The sequence below is a fragment of the Rhodococcus sp. 11-3 genome (genome assembly GCF_023704055.1).
In the GTDB taxonomy this organism is placed as follows: Bacteria; Actinomycetota; Actinomycetes; order Mycobacteriales; family Mycobacteriaceae; genus Rhodococcus; species Rhodococcus aetherivorans.
Genome location: NZ_CP080406.1, coordinates 719,010 through 741,656, shown reverse-complemented (window position 1 = coordinate 741,656; position 22,647 = coordinate 719,010). Strand labels below are relative to the sequence as shown.

The 22,647-nt window shown below is 68.8% G+C and carries 18 protein-coding genes, 1 tRNA gene and 3 rRNA genes; 4 read left to right on the top strand and 18 right to left on the bottom strand.

Annotated elements, in window-relative coordinates; genetic code table 11:
• Complete coding sequence (locus KZJ41_RS03400) at nt 1–642, bottom strand: GntR family transcriptional regulator (RefSeq protein WP_006930442.1); 642 nt, start codon at nt 640–642, stop codon at nt 1–3.
• 325 nt (nt 643–967) lie between these two features.
• Between KZJ41_RS03400 and KZJ41_RS03395 the strand changes: the two genes are divergently transcribed.
• Nucleotides 968–1,309 (top strand): YciI family protein, encoded by a 342-nt coding sequence (locus KZJ41_RS03395; protein WP_006930444.1) that lies wholly within the window; start codon nt 968–970, stop codon nt 1,307–1,309.
• Nucleotides 1,310–1,544: 235 nt separating this feature from the next.
• A complete protein-coding gene (locus KZJ41_RS03390) occupies nt 1,545–1,925 on the top strand; it encodes a hypothetical protein (protein ID WP_029540694.1) in 381 nt (126 codons plus the stop codon).
• Nucleotides 1,926–2,465: 540 nt separating this feature from the next.
• Here the strand turns inward: KZJ41_RS03390 and rrf are convergent.
• The 6 genes from rrf to KZJ41_RS03360 all read right to left on the bottom strand — a co-directional run bounded on the left by rrf (nt 2,466) and on the right by KZJ41_RS03360 (nt 9,999).
• Nucleotides 2,466–2,582, bottom strand: a 5S ribosomal RNA gene (gene rrf, locus KZJ41_RS03385).
• A 158-nt stretch (nt 2,583–2,740) separates the two neighbouring features.
• Nucleotides 2,741–5,878 (bottom strand): 23S ribosomal RNA (locus KZJ41_RS03380).
• A gap of 293 nt (nt 5,879–6,171) precedes the next feature.
• Nucleotides 6,172–7,693 (bottom strand): 16S ribosomal RNA (locus KZJ41_RS03375).
• The 16S, 23S and 5S rRNA genes sit together here, the layout of an rRNA operon.
• A 496-nt stretch (nt 7,694–8,189) precedes the next feature.
• Nucleotides 8,190–8,387 carry a hypothetical protein gene (locus tag KZJ41_RS03370; protein WP_029547229.1) on the bottom strand — a complete coding sequence of 66 codons (198 nt, stop codon included), beginning with the start codon at nt 8,385–8,387 and terminating at the stop codon, nt 8,190–8,192.
• Nucleotides 8,388–8,673: 286 nt separating this feature from the next.
• Nucleotides 8,674–8,746, bottom strand: a tRNA-Thr gene (locus tag KZJ41_RS03365).
• Between the two features lie 65 nt (nt 8,747–8,811).
• Complete coding sequence (locus tag KZJ41_RS03360) at nt 8,812–9,999, bottom strand: DNA polymerase III subunit delta' (RefSeq protein WP_029547228.1); 1,188 nt, start codon at nt 9,997–9,999, stop codon at nt 8,812–8,814.
• A gap of 94 nt (nt 10,000–10,093) precedes the next feature.
• Here KZJ41_RS03360 and KZJ41_RS03355 point away from each other — a divergent pair, with 94 nt between their 5' ends.
• Nucleotides 10,094–10,480, top strand: a complete 387-nt coding sequence (locus KZJ41_RS03355; RefSeq protein WP_050034523.1) for a VOC family protein — start codon at nt 10,094–10,096, stop codon at nt 10,478–10,480.
• 4 nt (nt 10,481–10,484) lie between these two features.
• On the opposite strand, the gene KZJ41_RS03350 is transcribed toward KZJ41_RS03355, so the two are convergent.
• The 4 genes from KZJ41_RS03350 to KZJ41_RS03335 all read right to left on the bottom strand — a co-directional run bounded on the left by KZJ41_RS03350 (nt 10,485) and on the right by KZJ41_RS03335 (nt 15,181).
• Entirely contained in the window at nt 10,485–11,159 is a 675-nt protein-coding gene (locus KZJ41_RS03350) for an AraC family transcriptional regulator (RefSeq protein WP_006940060.1), read from the bottom strand.
• Between the two features lie 32 nt (nt 11,160–11,191).
• Complete coding sequence (topA, locus tag KZJ41_RS03345; RefSeq protein ID WP_029547225.1) at nt 11,192–14,125, bottom strand: type I DNA topoisomerase; 2,934 nt, start codon at nt 14,123–14,125, stop codon at nt 11,192–11,194.
• Between the two features lie 135 nt (nt 14,126–14,260).
• Nucleotides 14,261–14,848: a hypothetical protein gene (locus KZJ41_RS03340; RefSeq protein WP_029547224.1), complete on the bottom strand. Its 588-nt coding sequence runs from the start codon at nt 14,846–14,848 to the stop codon at nt 14,261–14,263.
• A 129-nt stretch (nt 14,849–14,977) separates the two neighbouring features.
• Entirely contained in the window at nt 14,978–15,181 is a 204-nt protein-coding gene (locus KZJ41_RS03335) for a cold-shock protein (RefSeq protein ID WP_003935252.1), read from the bottom strand.
• Between the two features lie 391 nt (nt 15,182–15,572).
• Here KZJ41_RS03335 and KZJ41_RS03330 point away from each other — a divergent pair, with 391 nt between their 5' ends.
• A complete protein-coding gene (locus KZJ41_RS03330; RefSeq protein WP_050034521.1) occupies nt 15,573–17,918 on the top strand; it encodes a DEAD/DEAH box helicase in 2,346 nt (781 codons plus the stop codon).
• A gap of 9 nt (nt 17,919–17,927) precedes the next feature.
• Here KZJ41_RS03330 and KZJ41_RS03325 read toward each other — a convergent pair whose 3' ends face one another.
• Genes KZJ41_RS03325 through ssd form a run of 7 tightly spaced genes read right to left on the bottom strand, consistent with a single transcriptional unit; the run spans nt 17,928 to nt 22,488 of the window.
• The gene (locus KZJ41_RS03325) at nt 17,928–18,272 is read right to left on the bottom strand and encodes an Rv3654c family TadE-like protein (protein ID WP_044476208.1); all 345 of its coding nucleotides are present in this window, start codon (nt 18,270–18,272) and stop codon (nt 17,928–17,930) included.
• On the bottom strand, nt 18,269–18,583 hold the full coding sequence (locus KZJ41_RS03320; protein ID WP_006941351.1) for a TadE family type IV pilus minor pilin: 315 nt from the start codon (nt 18,581–18,583) through the stop codon (nt 18,269–18,271). The genes KZJ41_RS03325 and KZJ41_RS03320 overlap by 4 nt, the downstream gene beginning before the upstream one ends.
• Nucleotides 18,584–18,600: 17 nt before the next feature.
• Nucleotides 18,601–18,804 carry a DUF4244 domain-containing protein gene (locus tag KZJ41_RS03315; protein WP_006941350.1) on the bottom strand — a complete coding sequence of 68 codons (204 nt, stop codon included), beginning with the start codon at nt 18,802–18,804 and terminating at the stop codon, nt 18,601–18,603.
• A 42-nt stretch (nt 18,805–18,846) separates the two neighbouring features.
• Nucleotides 18,847–19,485 (bottom strand): type II secretion system F family protein, encoded by a 639-nt coding sequence (locus KZJ41_RS03310; RefSeq protein WP_029547221.1) that lies wholly within the window; start codon nt 19,483–19,485, stop codon nt 18,847–18,849.
• Nucleotides 19,449–20,249, bottom strand: coding sequence for a type II secretion system F family protein (locus KZJ41_RS03305; protein ID WP_006941346.1), 801 nt, complete (start codon nt 20,247–20,249; stop codon nt 19,449–19,451). Before KZJ41_RS03305 ends, KZJ41_RS03310 begins: the two co-directional genes overlap by 37 nt.
• A complete protein-coding gene (locus KZJ41_RS03300; RefSeq protein ID WP_050036261.1) occupies nt 20,246–21,418 on the bottom strand; it encodes a TadA family conjugal transfer-associated ATPase in 1,173 nt (390 codons plus the stop codon). The genes KZJ41_RS03305 and KZJ41_RS03300 overlap by 4 nt, the downstream gene beginning before the upstream one ends.
• The gene (gene ssd / locus KZJ41_RS03295) at nt 21,415–22,488 is read right to left on the bottom strand and encodes a septum site-determining protein Ssd (RefSeq protein WP_006941338.1); all 1,074 of its coding nucleotides are present in this window, start codon (nt 22,486–22,488) and stop codon (nt 21,415–21,417) included. The genes KZJ41_RS03300 and ssd overlap by 4 nt, the downstream gene beginning before the upstream one ends.
• Nucleotides 22,489–22,647 lie beyond the last annotated feature (159 nt).

Sequence of the window (22,647 nt, the reverse complement as noted above, 5' to 3'; positions counted from 1 at the left end):
TCACAGTCGTCCCCCTCCGAGTCCGTGCACCTCACGCATGTGCACCTGAAGCGCCTCGTCGAACGCGTCGGCATCCCCGGCGGCGACGAGATCCGCCAGGTGCGTGTGGTCGGCGATGATCTTCTGCAGCTGCGCCGGATCACGAGCGACCGAACGCGCCGTCATCCGTCGCTGGCGTTCACGCAGGCTTGCGTAGAAGTTGTCGAGGAGCGGATTGCCGCCCGCCGCGACGATGCTGCGGTGAAAGTCCGCGTCGGCGCCGCTGAAGGCGCCGACGTCCCCGCGCTCGGCCAGCTCCCGCTGGGTGTCCAGGCATTCGCGCAACGTGCGCTCGAGCCGTTCCCGCGCCTGCGGAGCCGACGCGACGGCGCGCACGGCGTGCGTTTCCAGCAGCCGTCGCGCATCGACGACGTGCTCGGCCTCCCCGTCCGCCACCGGGACGACGAGCGCGCCCCGCTTGGGGTACAGGCGCATCCAGCCCTCCGCCTCGAGCCGGAGGAAGGCCTCGCGCACCGGGGTGCGGCTGCACGACATCCGTGCGGCGATCTCCCCTTCGCTGATCAGATCCCCGCCGGGCAGCTCACCCGAGAGGATCAGCTCCTTGACCTCGCGGTAGGCCGCCTCGGCGGCTGAATACGACATAGACACAAGATGTATTTATACCGTAGGCCGACGGTGGGGCACCACGCGGCCCTGCCGGCTTGCCCAGGAGGGCAAGGTGGAAGGGAGCCATGACCGCGACCGCCTCGGGGAGCTCTTCGCGGCGGCGGCCTCGAATCCGGTGAACCCGTCCATCGCAACAGGCGAAAGCGGTCGTGGGGAGAGCGTCGAGGAGGTTCTGCGGGTCCGTCGCGACGCCCTACCTCGAGCACATGTCGGGCGCCGGAGCCACAATCGGGCTGGGCATTCGAGCGGTGCCGTAGAGAAGAGCCGGCGGATGACGCGGCAGGAGCAGAGGAGTCCTCGAATGGCGAAGTACCTGATCTCGTTCCCTGGCGAGGCCATGGTGTTCCCCGAGGAGGACTTCGAGGCGGTGGTCGAAGCCTCCCATGCCGTCATCGACGAGGCCAAGGCGGCGGGCGTGTACGTCTTCGCCGGAGGGATCGATGAGGACGTAGACCCGGTGCTCGTGGCCGGTGACGGCACCGTCACCGAGGGCACGTACCCCGGCCACAAGGTGCCCAACGGCGGTTACACCGTTCTCGAGCTGCCCTCGCGGGAGGCGGCACTCGAGTGGGCCGCGAAGATCGCCGTCGCCTGCCGCTGCTCGCAAGAGGTCCGGCAGTTCCAGGACGACCCGGCCCGCTGACGAGGGCAACCCCAGCCGGAGCCGGTCGTGCGTCGCGCGCCCATAATGAAAGGCGTGCAGCAGCGCACAGGGCGGGTGACCCCGACCGGCGGCACCTCGCCGGCCGACCCGGCCACCGACGCGCCGACCAGCCCTACACCCTCAACTGCGAAGAGCAGCCGCCATACTCGGATGCATTGAAGGGAGCGTGATGAAACCACCGCCGACGTGGGGCGATCGGCTGCACGCGGTTGCGATGGGCAGCGTCGCCGGCGGCGTCGCGGCGTACTGGCTCGACTACTTCACTGCCGGACATGTCAGGTCGTCCGACGATGCCGCCTATATCGCGTTCGAGAACGCCTTTCCGGCCGCCGACGGACTGATGGCCGCGAGCTTCGCAACGAGTGCCTGGCACCTGACAAGGGGACGAGCGGTCGCCATCCCGCTCGGGATCGCGGCCGGCGGCGCGATGACATTCCTCGGCGCCATGGATACGCTGTGGAACCTCGAGCACGGCAGCTACCGGCACATGACTGCGGACATGGCGGTCGAGACCGGGATCAACATCATCTCGCTCGTGTTCGGGCCATGGACGGTTGCCCGGCTGTGGCGGCGGCGCGAGGCACTGGCAGGCTGATCGGACTGGAGAAGGTCGTCGACACGCTGCACCCGGGCAGGTAGCCGCCGGCGGTCTACGCGCCAACCCGCACCTCTCCCTGATCGACTCTCACCGACTGGGGCACCTATCGCCTGTGCTTCAGTAGGACTTGCGCCGCCACGGCTCGACGGTGAGGTGTCCTGCAACGATGACCATGGGTGCGCTCCACTCCTGTCGCCTTCGCCTCCAGCCCGCCGGGCTGTTCCGCTGAGATAGACCTCCAGGGCAGGAGAAATTCGTCGTTCAGCATCCCGAACCAGCCGGCGAACACCGACACACCGCGCACAGCGGCCCGTCCCCTCATCGAGTGGAACTCGAGGAGGCAATGCCCGTGGGCTACCAGCGGTACAACCTGGTGCCTGCACCGCAATGACCGACTCTCACACGAAACGGAGCAGTTCACGGGGCCCGGTCACGGCCGTGAACGCAGGTTTCCGGAAGGGAATGGCGACGCCCCGGAATAGACACGAAAAATGCCGGAAGCCCCCCAACGAGGTTGGGGGGCTTCCGGTAACGGGTGTTCGGCGGTGTCCTACTCTCCCACACCCTGTCGGGTGCAGTACCATCGGCGCTGGAGGGCTTAGCTTCCGGGTTCGGAATGGGACCGGGCGTTTCCCCTCCGCTATGGCCGCCGTAACTCTGTGAAACGACCCATACCCACTCGCTTCGCTCGTGAACGATCGAGTGAACGCTGTTCCCCCTTGTTCCGGGGGCTTCGCCTTCACTCGATTCACGAAAAGCGTGTGAATCGGGTGTGTTGTTTCAGATACCGCACAGTGGACGCGTAGCTTCTTTGTGGTAAGTCCTCGGCCTATTAGTACCGGTCACCTGCATGCGTTACCGCACTTCCAGTTCCGGCCTATCAACCCGGTGGTCTGCCGGGGGCCTTACCCCCTCGAGGGGGTGAGAAACCTCATCTTGGAACAGGCTTCCCGCTTAGATGCTTTCAGCGGTTATCCCTTCCGAACGTAGCCAACCAGCCGTGCCCCTGGCGGGACAACTGGCACACCAGAGGTTCGTCCGTCCCGGTCCTCTCGTACTAGGGACAGCCTTCCTCAAGTTTCTAACGCGCGCGGCGGATAGAGACCGAACTGTCTCACGACGTTCTAAACCCAGCTCGCGTGCCGCTTTAATGGGCGAACAGCCCAACCCTTGGGACCTACTCCAGCCCCAGGATGCGACGAGCCGACATCGAGGTGCCAAACCATCCCGTCGATATGGACTCTTGGGGAAGATCAGCCTGTTATCCCCGGGGTACCTTTTATCCGTTGAGCGACACCGCTTCCACATGCCGGTGCCGGATCACTAGTCCCGACTTTCGTCCCTGCTCGACCTGTCGGTCTCACAGTCAAGCTCCCTTGTGCACTTGCACTCGACACCTGATTGCCAACCAGGCTGAGGGAACCTTTGGGCGCCTCCGTTACATTTTGGGAGGCAACCGCCCCAGTTAAACTACCCACCAGGCACTGTCCCTGAACCCGATCAGGGTCCGAGGTTAGAGGTCCAATACGATCAGAGTGGTATTTCAACAACGACTCCACCCACACTGGCGTGCGGGCTTCCCAGTCTCCCACCTATCCTACACAAACCGAACCGAACACCAATACCAAGCTGTAGTGAAGGTCCCGGGGTCTTTTCGTCCTGCCGCGCGTAACGAGCATCTTTACTCGTAGTGCAATTTCGCCGAGTCTGTGGTTGAGACAGCAGAGAAGTCGTTACGCCATTCGTGCAGGTCGGAACTTACCCGACAAGGAATTTCGCTACCTTAGGATGGTTATAGTTACCACCGCCGTTTACTGGGGCTTAAATTCTCAGCTTCGCGGAGTGAACTCCGCTGACCGGTCCTCTTAACCTTCCAGCACCGGGCAGGCGTCAGTCCGTATACCTCGTCTTACGACTTCGCACGGACCTGTGTTTTTAGTAAACAGTCGCTTCTCTCTGGTCTCTGCGACCACCCCCGGCTCACGGAGCAAGTCCGGTCACCGGGACTGGTCCCCCTTCTCCCGAAGTTACGGGGGCATTTTGCCGAGTTCCTTAACCACAGTTCTCTCGATCGCCTCGGTATTCTCTACCTGACCACCTGTGTCGGTTTGGGGTACGGGCCGTGTGAAAGCTCGCTAGAGGCTTTTCTCGGCAGCATAGGATCATGGAATTCGCCTCATTCGGCTACGCATCACCTCTCAGGCTGTGTGCGACACGGATTTGCCTGTGCCGCGCCCTACGGGCTTACACCGGTACAACCACTGACCGGCCCCACTACCTTCCTGCGTCACCCCATCGCTTGGCTACTACCACCGAAGGTCCCGTGCAGCAGGCTCTCGGCTCCCGAAGGAACTCGATCACCCTTTGGACGGTTAGTACCGATGATTCACCAGGGGCGCGTTCACACGGGTACGGGAATATCAACCCGTTGTCCATCGACTACGCCTGTCGGCCTCGCCTTAGGTCCCGACTCACCCTGGGCGGATTAACCTGGCCCAGGAACCCTTGGTCATTCGGCGGACGAGTTTCTCACTCGTCTTTCGCTACTCATGCCTGCATTCTCACTCGCGCAGCCTCCACACCTGGATCACTCCGGCGCTTCCCCGGCTGCACGACGCTCCCCTACCCACCCGCACCACTGCCGGACGATCCGTGGACCCTCCGGGGTGTTGTGCGAGTGCCGCGGCTTCGGCGGTGTACTTGAGCCCCGCTACATTGTCGGCGCAGAACCACTTGACCAGTGAGCTATTACGCACTCTTTCAAGGGTGGCTGCTTCTAAGCCAACCTCCTGGTTGTCTCAGCGATCCCACATCCTTTTCCACTTAGTACACGCTTAGGGGCCTTAGCCGGCGATCTGGGCTGTTTCCCTCTCGACTACGAAGCTTATCCCCCGCAGTCTCACTGCCGCGCTCTCACTCACCGGCATTCGGAGTTTGGCTGATTTCGGTAAGCTTGTGGGCCCCCTAGACCATCCAGTAGCTCTACCTCCGGTGAGAAACACGCGACGCTGCACCTAAATGCATTTCGGGGAGAACCAGCTATCACGGAGTTTGATTGGCCTTTCACCCCTACCCACAGCTCATCCCCTCAGTTTTCAACCTAAGTGGGTTCGGGCCTCCACGACGTCTTACCGTCGCTTCACCCTGGCCATGGGTAGATCACTCCGCTTCGGGTCTAGAACATGCCACTACAGACGCCCTGTTCGGACTCGCTTTCGCTACGACTACCCCACACGGGTTAACCTCGCGACATGCCACTAACTCGCAGGCTCATTCTTCAAAAGGCACGCCGTCACCCCCAGCAGACCAAACTGCTCGAAGGCTCCGACGGATTGTAAGCGCACGGTTTCAGGTACTATTTCACTCCCCTCCCGGGGTACTTTTCACCTTTCCCTCACGGTACTAGTCCGCTATCGGTCACCAGGGAGTATTCAGGCTTATCGGGTGGTCCCGACGGATTCACAGCAGATTTCACGGGCCCGCTGCTACTCGGGTATTCGAATCGACAGTCACCGCGTTTTCGTCTACGGGATTCTCACCCTCTACGACAGGCCGTTCCAGACCATTTCGACTAACACAGGCGATTTCTCACTGTCGGCCGGCGCGGCAGCACCGACACATCGAACCCCACAACCCCGAACACACAACCCCTGCCGGGTATCACATGTATCCGGTTTAGCCTCTTCCGTTTTCGCTCGCCACTACTCACGGAATCACATGTTGTTTTCTCTTCCTGTGGGTACTGAGATGTTTCACTTCCCCACGTTCCCTCCACACGCCCTATATATTCAGGCGCGGGTAACACGACATCACTCGTGCTGGGTTTCCCCATTCGGAAATCCTCGGATCACAGCTCGGTTGACAGCTCCCCGAGGCATATCGCAGCCTCCCACGTCCTTCATCGGCTCCTGGTGCCAAGGCATCCACCGTACGCTCATAAACACTTACAACAAAGATGCTCGCGTCCACTGTGCAGTTCTCAAACAACACACAACAACCGGTACCGGAAGAAGAAACAACCCCTTCGTTCCCGATCATCGTCGCTGACAAAACACTCGCGTGTTCTCTCAGGACCCAACAGTGCACCGATATAACCACCGCAGAAGGACACTCGGGTCCTTCCCGCGCGGTGATGACTGTCAGCGTTCCACCCATGAGCACCACCGGATTACGTGTGAATCCGAAATGGCTCTGCCCGCGGCGGAGTCACCTGTGTGACCCACCGACGGGAGTTGCTCCTTAGAAAGGAGGTGATCCAGCCGCACCTTCCGGTACGGCTACCTTGTTACGACTTCGTCCCAATCGCCGATCCCACCTTCGACGGCTCCCTCCCACGAGGGGTTAGGCCACCGGCTTCGGGTGTTACCGACTTTCATGACGTGACGGGCGGTGTGTACAAGGCCCGGGAACGTATTCACCGCAGCGTTGCTGATCTGCGATTACTAGCGACTCCGACTTCACGGGGTCGAGTTGCAGACCCCGATCCGAACTGAGACCGGCTTTAAGGGATTCGCTCCACCTCGCGGTATCGCAGCCCTCTGTACCGGCCATTGTAGCATGTGTGAAGCCCTGGACATAAGGGGCATGATGACTTGACGTCGTCCCCACCTTCCTCCGAGTTGACCCCGGCAGTCTCCTGCGAGTCCCCAACCGAATTGCTGGCAACACAGGACAAGGGTTGCGCTCGTTGCGGGACTTAACCCAACATCTCACGACACGAGCTGACGACAGCCATGCACCACCTGTACACCGACCACAAGGGAAACCCCATCTCTGGGGCGGTCCGGTGTATGTCAAACCCAGGTAAGGTTCTTCGCGTTGCATCGAATTAATCCACATGCTCCGCCGCTTGTGCGGGCCCCCGTCAATTCCTTTGAGTTTTAGCCTTGCGGCCGTACTCCCCAGGCGGGGCGCTTAATGCGTTAGCTACGGCACGGATCCCGTGGAAGGAAACCCACACCTAGCGCCCACCGTTTACGGCGTGGACTACCAGGGTATCTAATCCTGTTCGCTACCCACGCTTTCGCTCCTCAGCGTCAGTTACTGCCCAGAGACCCGCCTTCGCCACCGGTGTTCCTCCTGATATCTGCGCATTTCACCGCTACACCAGGAATTCCAGTCTCCCCTGCAGTACTCAAGTCTGCCCGTATCGCCTGCAAGCCCGCAGTTGAGCTGCGGGTTTTCACAGACGACGCGACAAACCGCCTACGAGCTCTTTACGCCCAGTAATTCCGGACAACGCTCGCACCCTACGTATTACCGCGGCTGCTGGCACGTAGTTGGCCGGTGCTTCTTCTGTACCTACCGTCACTCGCGCTTCGTCGGTACTGAAAGAGGTTTACAACCCGAAGGCCGTCATCCCTCACGCGGCGTCGCTGCATCAGGCTTGCGCCCATTGTGCAATATTCCCCACTGCTGCCTCCCGTAGGAGTCTGGGCCGTGTCTCAGTCCCAGTGTGGCCGGTCGCCCTCTCAGGCCGGCTACCCGTCGTCGCCTTGGTGGGCCGTTACCCCACCAACAAGCTGATAGGCCGCGGGCCCATCCTGCACCGGAAAACCTTTCCACCCCGGAACATGCATCCCGAGGTCCTATCCGGTATTAGACCCAGTTTCCCAGGCTTATCCCGAAGTGCAGGGCAGATCACCCACGTGTTACTCACCCGTTCGCCACTAATCCACCCAGCAAGCTGGGCTTCATCGTTCGACTTGCATGTGTTAAGCACGCCGCCAGCGTTCGTCCTGAGCCAGGATCAAACTCTCCGTTGAAGACTCACAATCAAACCCCGAAGGGCCGATCAGTCATAGACATCGAGCCAAATCACCAGCAAAAAACTCAAACCAGCAAAAAACACTGACCACCACAGACGGAAGAATGCGGCAGCCAGCAACAACCACCCCCCGAAAAGAGAGGCGGTCGCACCAAAAATATTTTGGCACTGACATTCATCGGCACACTGTTGAGTTCTCAAAGAACACGCACACACCATCACCCACGAACCGAGGTCCGCGGCGTTCCGGGGCAACCGTTCCAGCCTACCCACACCACCCGGCGAAAACAAACCCGACGCGCTCGGTGGGATCGGCAACGGCCCAGAACCCTACCAGAAGATTCCGAACCGAACAATCAGGCGCCTGCGTCCAACCTCGTTGTCCCGAGCCCCTGCGGGCCGGGTCGGTGTCCGTGTCGCTCTGACCTGGAATAAGTTACGTGAACATTGCGCTCTCACCAAATCGCCTGGTCAGACCGCTTTTCTGCGCCGAGTCAGGGCACCCAGTACTTCACGGCCAGCTCCTCCACGACGGCATCGCCCTCGGCGGCCTGCTCCAGCAGCGCCAGGTCGAGGTCGATGTCGATGAGCCGGGGGTTGTCCCCTTCGGCGTCACCGAGAGGGCGCCCGCCGTCTTCGCCGCGCTGGCGCAGAATCTTCGCTCGCACCCGCTCTTTCAACGACTCACTCATAAGTCGAGTGTACTGAGGGGGCGCCGCCCGAGCGGGGTGCCGAGCGGCGAAGACCGACCTAGTGGTCGTCGTCGCGCCGGCGGAACACGCGCATCGCGGTGGGGATGAGAACGACCAGGGCGCCGACGATCAGAACGATCGAGAAAATTTCCAGAAGCACACGTGCCATCATCCGGCACGGAGGGCGCCGGCGGGCGACTTCGTCGTGGGCGAGCGGACCGGAAGGGTCCCCCGGTCGACGAAGGCCCTCCACCCGTCTTCCGGGTGAAGGGCCTTCGTCGCTCCGAGCTGCCTGCGAGAATCGAACTCGCGACCTTTTCATTACGAGTGAAATGCTCTACCGACTGAGCTAAGGCAGCGTGCCTGACGGCGCGCACGAGTTTAGCGCCTACCCCCCTGTCCAATGCAAACCACCCCTCGCCGCCTACCGGAATGCCGAGCTCAGCCGGGCCGCCATGGCGGCCACCGCGAAGCGCGGTTTGACGTTCTGTGCGAGAACCTCACGGCATTCGAGGATCGCCTCGATGCAGGTCAGCAACGCCTCCGGCCGGGCCCGCGAAGCCAGGTCGGAGGCACGCTCGGCCATGTCGGGATGGTTGGCGGTGCCGGAAGCGCCCAGGGAACGTGCCAGCGCATCCCGGTAGAGACCGGCCAGATCGATGAGGGCGCGGTCCATGATGTCGCGCTCGGTCCGCGTGCGCCTGGACTTCTGGGTGCGTTCGAGGTCCTTGAGGACGCCGGCCGCACCGCGGAGCGCCCCGGCGGCGCCCTTACCGGTGCCACCGGCGCCGAGAGCCGTCCGGAGTTCCTCGGTCTCGCGCTCGTCGCGCGCGACGCTGATCTCCTTCGCCTCGGCCTCGGCACGCTGGACCAGCTCGTCTGCGGCGGTGTAGGTGGTCGCGGGGCGGAGCACGGCTTCGGCCAGATCCAGCGCACGCCGCCGGCTGGCGCGGGCGGACTCGTCGGTGGCCAGACGCCGGGCACGGCCGACGTGGCCGCCGCTGATCGACGCCGCCCAGCTCGCGGTCTCGGCGTCGAGCCCGTCGCGTTCGCGCAGGACCCGGGCGATCGCGTCCGGGCTGGGCGTGACGAGTGCGACGTGCCGGCATCGCGAGCGCAGGGTCACGGAGATGTCCTGCGGATCGATCGACGGCGCGCACAGCAGGAACACCGTGCGTTCGGGCGGTTCCTCGACGACCTTGAGCAGCGCGTTCGCGGCGCCCTCGGTGAGCCGGTCCGCGTCCTCGATCACCACGACCTGCCACTGCCCGGTGCTCGGGCGACGCGAGGCGGTCCGAACGATGTCGCGCATCGCCTTGACGCTGATCGTGAGCCCCTCGGGGATCACCCGACGGACGTCGCCGTGGGTGCCGGCCATGGTGGTGCTGCATGCGTGGCAGTGACCGCAGCCCGGTGCCGCGGGGTCGGTGCACTGCAGGGCGGCGGCGAAGCAGAGGGCGGCGATCGACCGCCCGGAGCCGGGGGGCCCGGTGAACAGCCACGAGTGCGTCATCCGAGAACCGGCTCCGCCCCCGCGCGCGGCGGTGGCCGCGGCGGTCAGTTCGGTCTCCACGTCGCGCTGGCCGACGAGACGTTCGAAGACACCGGGCATGGCCTCAGCGTAGCGACCGGCTCCGACGCGGCCGGTGCGTCGGCCGTCCGAAACCTTCAAGACGGCGACGTCGCGGCGGCCTAGCGTCACCGTCATGACTGCACAACTCGCGCTGGTCGGGCTCGTCGTCGCCGACATGACCCGTTCCTTCGACTGCTATCGCCGCCTCGGGCTGGACCTGCCCGCCGGCTCCGACGAACCGCACTACGAGACGACGCTGCCGGGCGGGCTCCGCCTGGCGTGGGACACCCTCGAGTCGGTCCGGACCTTCCATCCGGGCTTCCGGCCGGGCACCGGTGGTCCTGCACTCGCGTTCGACTGTGGTTCACCAGCGGATGTGGACGCGACGTACCGCGACCTGCTGGAGGCGGGATGCACGAGCGTGCTCGAACCGTGGGACGCGTTCTGGAAGCAGCGGTATGCGAGCGTGCACGATCCCGACGGGCACAGCATCGAACTGTTCGCGGCCTTGCCCGCGTGACCGCTCAGCGAACGAGCGCGCCGAGCGTAACGCCGGAGAGGGCGCGTACCTCCCGTGCGAGGTGGGCCTGGTCGCTGAAACCGCACTCGGCCGCGACGTCGGAGAACGACCGGCCGGCGCGCGCGAGACCGACCGCGCGACGGAATCGCAGCACGCGCGCCAGCGTCTTCGGACCGTAGCCGTAGACCCGCAGCGCGTGCCGGTGCAACCGCCGCGCACTCCAACCCATCGACGTCGCCACCTCGGCGACGGACGCTCCGGCGCCGAGCTGCGACGCGATGCCCGTCTCGACGCTGCGGTCGACGCCGTCCAGGCGGCGCCGCGTCTCGTGCAGGAGCGCACCGAGCGGGTCGGACTCCGCGGCCGACACCAGGCGACGAACGTGCGCCTCGGGCCGGATGCGGTCCAGCGGTACGCGCGCGTCGCGCAGCTCGGCCGCGTCCACCCCGAGCACCGCCGGCCCCACCCCGGGACCGAACCGCACCGCGGTCAGGTCCCGGCGGGTGCCCAGGTCGGAGAACTGGGCGCGGGTATCCGGTCCTGCCACCAGGAAGCCGTCCTCGTGCCAGATCAGATCCGTGCAGCCGTCGGGCAGCACGGACGTTCCGGCCGTACCCGCGGTCCTCGTCGCCGTCCACACGAGCACGCCGGGTATGCCGGACGCCGCCTCGCGGTACACACGGCGAGGATAGGCCGCCGCTCCGGGGAGGGTCACTCCTTCTTCGCGGCGGCCTTCTTCGCGGTCGTCTTCTTTGCCGCGGTCTTCTTGGCGGCCGTCTTCTTGGCCGGAACCTTCTTGGCCGCGGTCTTCTTCGCGGTCTTCTTCGCCGGGCCCCGGGCGCGACGATCCGCGAGCAGCTCGGAGGCGCGTTCGTCGGTGATGGTGTCGACCTCGTCGCCCTTGCGGAGGCTGGCGTTGGTCTCGCCGTCCGTGACGTACGGGCCGAAGCGCCCGTCCTTGATCACCATCGGGCTGCCACTGACCGGGTCGGTGCCCAGCTCCCGCAGCGGCGGCGTGGCGGCGGCCTGCCGACCGCGGCGCTTGGGCTCGGAGTAGATCTTCAGCGCCTCCTCGAGGGTGACGGTGAACATCTGCTCCTCGTCGGCCAGCGACCGCGAGTCGGTGCCCTTCTTCAGGTACGGCCCGTAGCGGCCGTTCTGGGCGGTGATCTCCTCGCCCGTCGCGGGGTCGACCCCGACCACCCGCGGCAGCGACAGCAGCCGCAGGGCGTCCTCGAGCGTCACCGTCGACAGTTCCATCGACTTGAGCAGCGAGGCCGTGCGCGGCTTGGGGCCGGCCGCCTTCTTGGCGGCCTTCTTCGCCGGCGCCTTCTTCGCGGCCTTCTTCGTCACGGTGGCCGTGCCACCACCAGTCGCGGTGCCGCCCGCCGAGGGTGCCTCCTCGACCGGGATGGGCGTGATGTCCGGTTCCGGCTCCGGCTCCGGTTCGCGCAGCAGCTCGGTCACGTACGGACCGAAGCGGCCCTCCCGCGCGACGATCTCGTTGCCGCTGGCCGGGTCGACGCCGAGGACCCGGCCCTCCTGCGGGGTCGAGAACAGCTTCTCCGCGTACTCGAGCGTCAGCTCGTCCGGCGGCAGGTCGTCGGGCAGGTTCGCCCGCTGGGAGACCGGTTCCCCGTCGGGGGAGTCGGGATTGGGGACCATCCGCTCGAGATAGGGGCCGAACCGGCCGACGCGCACGTGGATCTCCCGGCCCTCGGCGTCGTCGAACAGCCGGATCGAGTTGATCTCGCGGGCGTCGATGTCCTCGAGGTTCTCTCCGACCATCTTCTTCAGGCCGCCCTCGCGCGCCACCGAGTTCTCGGCGCCGTGGGCACCACCGAAGTAGAAGCTCGTCAGCCAGTCGGTGCGCTGCTCGTGGCCGCCCGCGATCTCGTCGAGGTCGTCCTCCATGGCGGCGGTGAAGCCGTAGTCGACGAGGCGTCCGAAGTGCGCCTCGAGCAGCCCGATGACCGCGAACGCCACCCACGACGGGACCAGGGCGCTGCCACGCTTGTAGACGTAGCCGCGGTCGAGGATGGTCTTGATGATCGACGCGTACGTCGACGGCCGGCCGATGCCGAGATCCTCGAGCGCCTTGATCAGGCTGGCCTCGGTGTAGCGGGCCGGCGGGTTGGTCGAGTGGCCGTCCGGATCGAGCTCGGTCGCGGTGACGCGCTGTCCCTCGGACAGGTTGGGCAGCCGGGACTCGGCGTCGTCGGACTGGCCGCCGGCCTCCTCGTCGACGCTCTCGACGTACGCCTTGAGGAAGCCCGGGAAGGTGATGGTGCGGCCCGACGAGGAGAACGTGCACTCCTCGCCGCTCGCGGCGGTGCCGGTGATGCGCAGCGTCAGGGTGGTGCCCCGCGCGTCGGCCATCTGGGAGGCGACGGTGCGCTGCCAGATGAGCTCGTAGAGCCGGTACTCGTCGGTGTCGAGGCGTGAGTGCAGCTCGCCGGGCGTGGCGAACACGTCGCCGGCCGGACGGATCGCCTCGTGCGCCTCCTGCGCGTTCTTCACCTTGCGGGTGAACTGCCGCGGGGTGGGGTGCACGTACTGCGCGCCGTACAACTCGGTGGCCTGCGCCCGGGCGGCGGAGATCGCGCTCTCGGACAGGGTCGTCGAGTCGGTACGCATGTACGTGATGTAGCCGTTCTCGTACAGGCGCTGCGCGATGCGCATCGTGCGCTCTGACGAGAACCGCAGCTTGCGGCCCGCCTCCTGCTGCAGGGTCGACGTCATGAACGGCGCGTACGGCTTGCGGGTGTACGGCTTGCTCTCGACCGACGTCACCGTCAGGTCGACACCGTGCAGGGCCTCGGCGAGCCGTCGCGCGTACGCCTCGTCGAGCACGACGACGCCGGTGGACTTGAGCTGCCCGTCGGGTCCGAAGTCGCGGCCGGCCGCGACGCGGGCGCCGTCGACACCGACGAGCCGGGCCCCGAACGAGCGGGGGCTCGCGTCGGCGCCGGCGTCGAGCGTGGCGGCGATGTCCCAGTACGTCGCGGACCGGAAGGCCATGCGCTCGCGTTCGCGCTGCACGATGACCCGAGTGGCGACGGACTGCACGCGGCCCGCCGACAACCGCGGCATGACCTTCTTCCACAGCACCGGGCTGACCTCGTAGCCGTAGAGGCGGTCGAGGATGCGGCGGGTCTCCTGGGCGTCGACGAGGTTGTTGTCGAGGTCGCGGGTGTGTTCCGCGGCGGCCCGGATGGCCGGCTCGGTGATCTCGTGGAACACCATCCGGCGGACCGGGACCTTCGGCTTGAGGGTCTCGAGCAGGTGCCAGGCGATGGCCTCGCCCTCACGGTCGGGGTCGGTCGCGAGGTACAGCTCGTCCGCGTCCTTCAGCAGCCCCTTCAGTTCGGTGACCTTGGACTTCTTCTCGGGACTGACGACGTACAGCGGCTCGAAGCCGTGGTCGACGTTCACGCCGAGCCGGGCCCACGACTCGCCCTTGTACTTGGCCGGCACGTCGGCGGCACCGCGCGGCAGGTCACGGATGTGCCCGACGGAGGCCTCGACGACGTAGTCCCGGCCCAGGTAGGGCGCGATCTTCTTCGCCTTGGTCGGGGACTCGACGATCACGAGCCGACGCGTGCCCGACGAGCCGTTCGACGTGCTGTTGTCCCGTGCTGCCACAGCGCTGCCCGCACCTTCCCTGTTCGCTGACATGTCGTGCTTCTCCCCGACATGTATACCGACCCGTTCCCCGGACGCGGCCATACACAGGGTCGCACACCTGCGACGGAAGGCCTGTCACCTGTGATGCGGCGCCTACCGCACGCGCGGCCAGATCTGCCGCGCGCGGGCGTCGTCCGGCGGCGCCCCGATGTTCTCGACGAGACGCATCAACCTGCGTCGCCCGGACACCCGCAGGCCCGGTGCGGCGCCGCGCGTGCCGATCAGCGTCGGCGCGATCCCGGCGCGCATCAGCGACTGGGCCAGCACCGGGTGGGTGTCCGGGGCATGCGGATCCAGCCCCAGCACGTAGCGCTCGCCCTCGGCCTCGGCGCGGCCGGCCGCGAGCACCCACGCCCGCAGAGCTCGCGAGCCCGGCACCCATCCCGCCGGCACCGCCTTCACCGCACCCCGTGTCCATGCGGCCGCCACCGGGACGAGTTCCGGTAGGGCGGCGGTGCGCACCAGGGGGTGTCCCTCGTCCGTCCGGGTGACCTCCGGGGACAGCGCGGCCTGCGCCATCAGCTCCGCGATCGCCTCCGCCCGCCACGGCTCGTCCACGACCACGGAGATCCGTGCGCCGTCACCGGAGACCACCGCGTGGCCGTGCGCGGCCAGCAGGCCGCCGAGGTCGGTCGGGTCCGGGGGCATCTCCTCGGCCCCGAAGAACGACAGTTGGCTCACTCACCCGCCCTTCCTCCGCTACCTGCCGCAGAAACAGATCGTCCCCCCTCACCGATGGTGACGGGGGACGATCGAGGATTCGGTCCCTGCGGACCGAGTCACGTCAGGCTCCGGCAGGAGCGTCGACGATCAGAGCGCGCGAACGCCGGTGGCCTGCGGGCCCTTGGTGCCCTGGCCGACCTCGAACTCCACGCGCTGGTTCTCCTCCAGGGTGCGGAAGCCGCTGCCCTGGATCTCCGAGTAGTGGACGAAAACGTCGGCGGAGCCGTCCTCGGGAGCGATGAAGCCGAAGCCCTTCTCCGCGTTGAACCACTTCACAGTGCCCTGTGCCATGCTTTTCCTTCTCTTTCTAACACCGGATGCGGCGGTTCGCGGGCGAGCGAGCCGCCGGGCCGGTTCCGACCGCTGTACTTCTTGATCCCCCCACAGGAAGAGCAAAGCACCGCGCTCGCAACCATCGATCCTGCGAGCCGTGCACTTTCTCAAGTCACCGAACACAGAAGCTGCGACCGATGTCAGTGAACCACGTTCCGGGCGCAGACAACAGTAGGCGGGCGCACAATTCGCCCGAAAATTTGATCTTGTATATGCCGACGGCAGGATTACTCGCCGGTACGGTTACGTCGATGTTACCCCGCGCGCGACCGGACACCGACCGAACGCCGGGAGCGATGGCCTACTACGCTGGTTACCCATCCCGACCGCATCCTCCGGAGTACCCAGTGTGACCAGCTCGCCGCACCGCCGTCCCGTCGGCGACGGGCCGTCGAGCTTCGGCCACGAACTGCTCGAACGGGTGCTTGCCGGCACGCCGGCCTCGGAACATCCCCTCACCCACAGCGCGGACCTGCCCGCCCGCGACGTTCGCCACACCGACTGGCCGGACTGGGCGTCCGACGCCGTCGTCCGGGCTCTGCGCGCCACCGGCGTGCCCCGGCCGTGGAGCCACCAGACAGAGGCCGCCGACCTCGCCGCCGGCGGGGAGCACGTCGTCGTCTCCACCGGCACCGCCTCGGGCAAGTCCCTCGCCTACCAGCTACCCGTGCTCACCGCCCTCGCCGAGGACCCGCACGCCACCGCGCTGTACCTCTCCCCCACGAAGGCGCTCTGCGCGGACCAGTTGCGCGCCGTCACCGAGGTGACCGCCGCCGAGCCCGAACTCGGTCACGTGCACGCGTGCGCCTACGACGGCGACACCTCCACCGAACTGCGGCAGTGGGCGCGCAGCCACTCACGGTGGATCTTCACCAACCCCGACATGCTGCACATGTCGATGCTGCCCGGGCACGCCCGCTGGTCCCGGTTCTTCCGCCGGCTGCGCTACGTGGTGGTCGACGAGTGTCACTCCTATCGCGGCGTCTTCGGCTCCAACGTGGCCCTGGTGCTGCGCCGGCTGCGGCGGATCGCCGCGCGCTACGGCGCCCGGCCGGTCTTCGTCCTCGCCTCCGCCACGACCGCCGACCCCGGCGCCGCGGCGTCCCGGCTCGTCGGCGCGCCCTGCCGGGAGGTGACCGAGGACGGCTCCCCGCACGGACCTCGCACCGTCGCGTTGTGGGAGCCGCCGCTGCTCGAGCAGGTGACCGGCGAGAACGGTGCCCCCGTGCGCCGCGCCGCCGGAACCGAGGCCGCCCGCATCCTCGCCGACCTCGTCGTCGAGGGTGCCCGCACCCTCGCCTTCGTGCGGTCCCGGCGCGGTGCCGAACTCACCGCGCTCGGTGCGCGGCGGCTGCTCGCCGAGGCCGCCCCCGAGCTCGTCGATCGGGTCGCCGCCTACCGCGCCGGCTACCTCGCCGAGGAGCGCCGCGAGCTCGAGGCGGCCCTGGCGGACGGCCGGCTGCTCGGTGCCGCCAGCACCAACGCCCTGGAACTCGGCATGGACATCGCCGGCCTGGACGCCGTCGTCGTCGCCGGATTCCCGGGCACCGTCGCGTCGTTCTGGCAGCAGGCCGGCCGGGCCGGGCGCCGCGGTGCGGGATCGCTGGTCGTGCTCGTCGCCCGCGACGATCCGCTCGACACCTACCTCGTGCACCATCCGGCGGCGCTGCTCGACAAGCCCGTCGAGGCGACGGTCACCGATCCCACCAATCCGTACGTGCTCGGCCCGCAACTGCTGTGCGCCGCACTCGAGCTGCCGCTCACCGACGCCGAGGTCGAGGAGTTCGGTGCGGCCGACGTGCTCGCCGCCCTGGCCGCGCAGGGAGCGATCCGGCGGCGCCCGCACGGCTGGTTCGTCACCCCGGACACCCGTCCCCACTCCGACATCGACATCCGCGGCGGCATCGGCACCCAGATCGCCATCGTCGAGTCGGACACCGGACGGATGCTCGGCACCGTCGACGGCGGTCGCGCACCGGCGACCGTGCATCCGGGAGCGGTGTACCTGCACCGCGGCGAGTCGTTCGTCGTCGACGAGTTGCACCTCGACGACGGAATCGCGCTCGTGCACGCCGAGGACCCCGAATGGTCCACCTCCGCGCGGGAGATCACCGACATCGTCGTGACCGCCGTGGCGGAGGAGCGCTCGCTCGGGCCGGTGACCGTAGGCCTCGTCGAGGTCGAGGTGACCCACCAGGTGGTCTCGTACCTGCGACGGCTGCCGTCCGGCGAGGTGCTCGACAGCACCGACCTCGACATGCCGTCCCAGTGCCTGCCGACGCGCGCGGTGATGTACACCGTCACCCCCGAACTGCTCGACCGGTGCGGGATCGGACCGGAACGGGTACCCGGCGCGCTGCACGCCGCCGAGCACGCCGCCATCGGCCTGCTGCCGCTCGTGGCGACGTGCGACCGCTGGGACATCGGCGGCGTGTCCACCGCGGTGCACCCGGACACCGGGCTGCCCACCGTCTTCGTCTACGACGGGCATCCCGGGGGCGCCGGTTTCGCCGACCGCGGGTACGCGCGCATCGCCGAGTGGCTCGGTGCAACCCGCGCGGCCGTGACGGCCTGCGAATGCGTCGCCGGTTGCCCGTCATGCGTGTACTCCCCCAAGTGCGGCAACGGCAACGACCCGCTCGACAAGGCCGGCGCGGTCGCGTTGCTGGGCGCGGTGCTCGACACCCTCGCCTGACCTCGCGTCTCACCCGGCCGGCCCCGCCCGCGCGATCGCCCGGGCCTGCCGCCCAGCCGGCAGCGACACCTCGGCCCCGACCTCGACGACGGCGTCCCAGCCGTCGACGGTGCACGAGCGCACCTGCACCCGCATCCGCGCCGCGATCCGGTCCGCCTCCGAGCATGCGGTGTCCGATCCGCGATCGAGCGCACCGGCCACCGCCAGGGCCGCCAGGTCGGCCGCCGCCTGTGCCCGGTGCCGCGTCGCGACCCCCGCACCCGTCTGCACGAGCAGCCCGGTGACCACGATCAGCGCGACCGCGACGAAACACCCCAGCACGCTCGCACTACCCCGGTCGTCCCCGAATGTCACTGCGCCACTTCCGGTTCAAGCACGGATACCGCCTCCGCCGTGAGCGTCACCATCGGCAGCAGCGGACCGTCCGCCGTCACCGTCGCCACGACGAGGTCACCGTCGGGGCGCACGGAGATCCGTGCGCCCTCCGGAGCGACCCGCGCCGCCACCTCCACCGCTCGCACCCCGTCGCCGCGAGCCGCGAGCCGGGCGGCCTCCCGCGCCGCGTCTTGACACCGGAGCTGATTCGAAACACACAGCACCGCACCGAGACACAGCACGAGAACACTCACCAGCGTGGTGAGGGCGATCGCCGCCTCGACGGTCACCCCGCCGTCGTCCCCGCTCACACCGCCGTGTTCAGCGCGCGCTCGACGATGCCGGTGAGCGCGGTGACGATGTTGTCGCCGGTGACCACCGTGTACAGCACGGCACCGAACGCCGCCGCGGCGATCGTGCCGATCGCGTACTCCGCGGTGGACATGCCGTCCTCCGCCGCGACGGCACCGCTCAGCCGCTGCGCCGCCGCCCGAATCACGTTGCCTACCATGGTTCCTCCCCTCCTTCGGCGCGGACCGTCCGCGCCGACGTCTCACAACAGCCCGTCGCCGAGCACGCGTCCCGCGAGCCCGATCACGACGGGCACGATGCCCAGGCATACGAACGCCGGCAGGAAACACAGCCCGAGCGGGCCGCTGACCAGGACCCCGGCACGCTCGACGGCCGCAGCCGCCCGGTCCTCCGCCTGTTCGCGCTGCCGCTCCGCCACCTCGGCGACGATGCCCGACAGCGGGGCACCGGACCGCGCCGATCGCCGCGCCGCGCGGGCGAAGGCCTCCAGCGCCTCCGTCTCGGCGCCGGAGCCGTCCGAGGTCGCGGCCCCGAGACCGCTCCACGCGTCCGTCGGGGCGGCCCCGAGCTCGAGCCGGTCCGCGCCCCGACGCAGGGCCCGTGCGAGGGCCGGCGGCGCCGAGTCGGCGACCGCCCGGGCCGCCGTCGCCGTCGGCAGGCCGGCACGCAGGCAGGCGGCCATCAGGTCGAACGCGGCGGGCACGGCATGGGGGTCGTCCGGCGCACCGCCGGAGTCGGCCGCTCCGCCGGACGTCGCAGCCCCGGCGGCGAGGGCCTGCAACCGTCGCGCCTGCAGGTCCGGCAGGATCACGAGCGCCACGGCAAGGCACACCAGCGACGCCGTCACGATGCCACCCGCGTCGCGATCCGATCGGTCCACAGCAGCCCGGCGCACGCCAGCACGGTGCCCACCACCAGCAACACACCACCGAGACCGTCGCCGAGCAGCACCGTCACCGGCGCGGCCCCCATCATCTGCCCCAGCGCCACACCGAGCGCCGGAAGGGCCGCGAGCACCGTCGCCGTCGCGCGGGCCCCCGCCAGTCCCGCCTCGGTGCGCGAGCGCAGCCGCATGCGGCCGGACAGATCCGAGCGCGCGGCCGTGAGGAGTTGCGCCAGCGCCAGCCCGTGCCGGTCCGACACCTCCCAGGCCGCGGCGAGCCGCTCGAGCGACGCGGCGAGCCCCGACTGTCCCGGCGCGCGGGCCGCGGCGCGCAGGCCGTCGGCCGCGCTGCCGCCGAGCCGGACCCGCGCCGCCGCGACGCGGAAGGCGTCGGCAGTCGGCCCGGTCGTCTCCCGCGCCGCCGTCGCGCACGCCTCGGCCGGATGGGTGCCCACCTCGAGCTCGGCGACAACGGTTTCGAGCCCGGCGAGCAGGGTCCGCTGCTCGGCGTCGAGTGCGCGGTCCCGGCGCCGTCGCCGCAGCCGTCGCACGGCGGTGCCGGCGACGACCGCCGCCGCGACGGCGGGCGCGACGCCGAGCAGCAGCGCCGGGAGGACGCACAGCCCGACCGTCACCTCCTGCGGCGGCCGCCACGACCGTCCGGCGGCGACCGTCGTGCGCAGTGCCCGCAGCCGCGGCGTGGCGACCGCACCCGGCGCCACCAGCACGGCCGCGGCCAGGCACAGGGCCGCCGCGGTCACCGCGGTTCCCGTCGGCGGAAGAGCTCTTCGAGTCGGTCCATGCCGGCCTCCGTGCCGCGCTCGTGGGTCCACGCGGGCGCGACGACGACACCCGACACGGTGTCCCGCTGCACGACACCGATCTCCGTCAGCCGGCGGGTCCCGTCGGGGGTGCGGTGCACGTGCAGAACCACCTGCACCGCCGCGACGAGCTGGCTGTGCAGGGCGGCCCGGTCCAGGCCGCCGAGTGCGGCGAGCGCTTCGAGCCGCGCCGGCACCTCGTCCGGCGAGTTGGCGTGCACCGTGCCCGCGCCGCCGTCGTGACCGGTGTTCAGTGCCGTCAGAAGATCGACGACCTCGGCGCCGCGCACCTCGCCGACGACGATGCGGTCGGGCCGCATCCGCAGCGCCTGCCGCACGAGGTCGCGCACCGCGACCTCACCGACGCCTTCGACGTTGGCGGCCCGGGCGACGAGCCGCACGACGTGGGGATGGGCGGGAGCGAGCTCGGCGGCGTCCTCGACGCACACGATCCGCTCGCCCGGGTCCACCGTGCCGAGCAGTGCCGCGAGCAGGGTGGTCTTGCCTGCCCCGGTGCCCCCGACGACGAGGAAGGCGAGCCGGGCGGCGACGATCCGTCGCAGCAGCCGATAGGCGTGCGGATCGACGGCGCCGCGATCACGCAGCGCGTCGAGCCCCTGGGTGGCGGGCCGCAGCACGCGCAGCGACAGGCAGGTGCCGCCCTGCGCGACGGGTGCGAGGACGGCGTGCAGGCGCACCCCGAAATCGCCGTGCCCGGGCAGCCGGCCGTCGACCCACGGCTGCGCGTCGTCGAGGCGCCGTCCGGCGAACAGCGCGAGGCGCTGGGCGAGTCGCCGCACCGACGCCTCGTCGGGGAAGGCGACGGGAGCGAGCCGCAGCCCGGCGCCGCGGTCGACCCAGACCCGGTCCGGGGCGGTGACGAGGACGTCGGTGACGCCGGGCTCGGCGAGCAGCGCTTCGAGCGGGCCGGCGCCGGAGAGCTCGGTCTGCAGGTGCCGCAGGGCCGTGAGCAGGTCGAAGTCGCCGAGAACCCCGCCGGACTCCGCACGCAGCGCGGCGGCGACGCGGTCCGGCGTGGGTTCGCCGGCCTCGGTCGCGAGCCGTTCGCGGACCCGGTCGAGCAGCTCGGCCGTGAGGACGGCGCTCATGCCGCCCACCGCGAGCCCGGTTCGGGTCCGGTCAGCACGTCGAGAACGGACTCGGCGGCGTGGACGAGTGGAGAGCGCCGTCCGAGCCGCAGTCCGCCGCGTTCGAGCGCCGCGGCGAGCCCGGGCTGCGCGCGCATCGTGGTGATCAGCGGCAGCCCCACCACGTCGGCAACGTCCCGGCCGCGCAACCCGCCGGGGGCCGGGCCGCGCACGACGATGCCCTGATTGGTGTTCTGTTCGGCGACCCAGCCGGCGACCCGCCCCGCGGCGAGGGCGGCGCGGACGCGGGCGGGCACCACCAGCACGGTCAGGTCGGCGGCGGCCACCATCGCCTCGGCGGCGGGCCCGCGGCTGCGGGGCACGTCGCACACCACCAGGTCGCCGGAGCGGCGGACGGTGTCGAGCACGGCGGTGACCGCGGCGGGCGCCGGCTCTGCGGCGGACTCGCGATCTGCGGACAGCACGCCGAGTCCCGGCAGCCATTCGGGCACCGCATCGCGCAGGGTCCGGGCGGAGAGACGGCCACGATCGACGGTGAGACCGGGCCAGCGGACACCCGGCCGGTCCTCGATTCCGGTGAGGACGTCCAGTCCCCCGCCCAGGGGGTCGCCGTCGACGAGGAGGGCTCCCGCACTGCGCCGGAAGGCGGCGACCGTCCATGCCAGGGCGGCTGCGAACGTGGACGCGCCGGCGCCGCCGCAGCCGCCGAGGACAGCGACGACGTGGCCGCCGCCCGCGTCGGGCTCGGCGGCCGTGCCGAGCACGGTGAGCAGTTCGACCTCGTCGTCGGGCAGCCCCACCACGTGTTCGGCGCCGACCGCGGTGGCCGCCTGCCAATCGGGGAGGTCGGCGCCGCCGGCGGTGACCAGGACGATTCCGCCCCGCCGGGGGAGCTGCTGCGCGCATGCCAGGGCCGCGGTGCGGTCGATCACGACGAGTCCGGCGTCGAGCCAGGTTCTGCGCGACGGTGTCGTCACCGTCTCACCGACCGTGCGGTCGGAGGCGGCCGCCACGCGACGCAGGCTCGCCATCAGCGCGGGATCGTCGACGAGGGCCAGGACATCGGTCATGGCGCCCAGCTTGCGCGGTGGCCGGGCGCCCCGGAAGCAGCTGCCGGGGGAACCGGCGAATCTGTGGATGAACGCGCTGCCTGTGGATGAACGCGCCGGGCTCCGAAAGGTCCCGGAACAGAGGACGACCCTCGCCAGGGGGGGAGGAGGCGAGGGTCG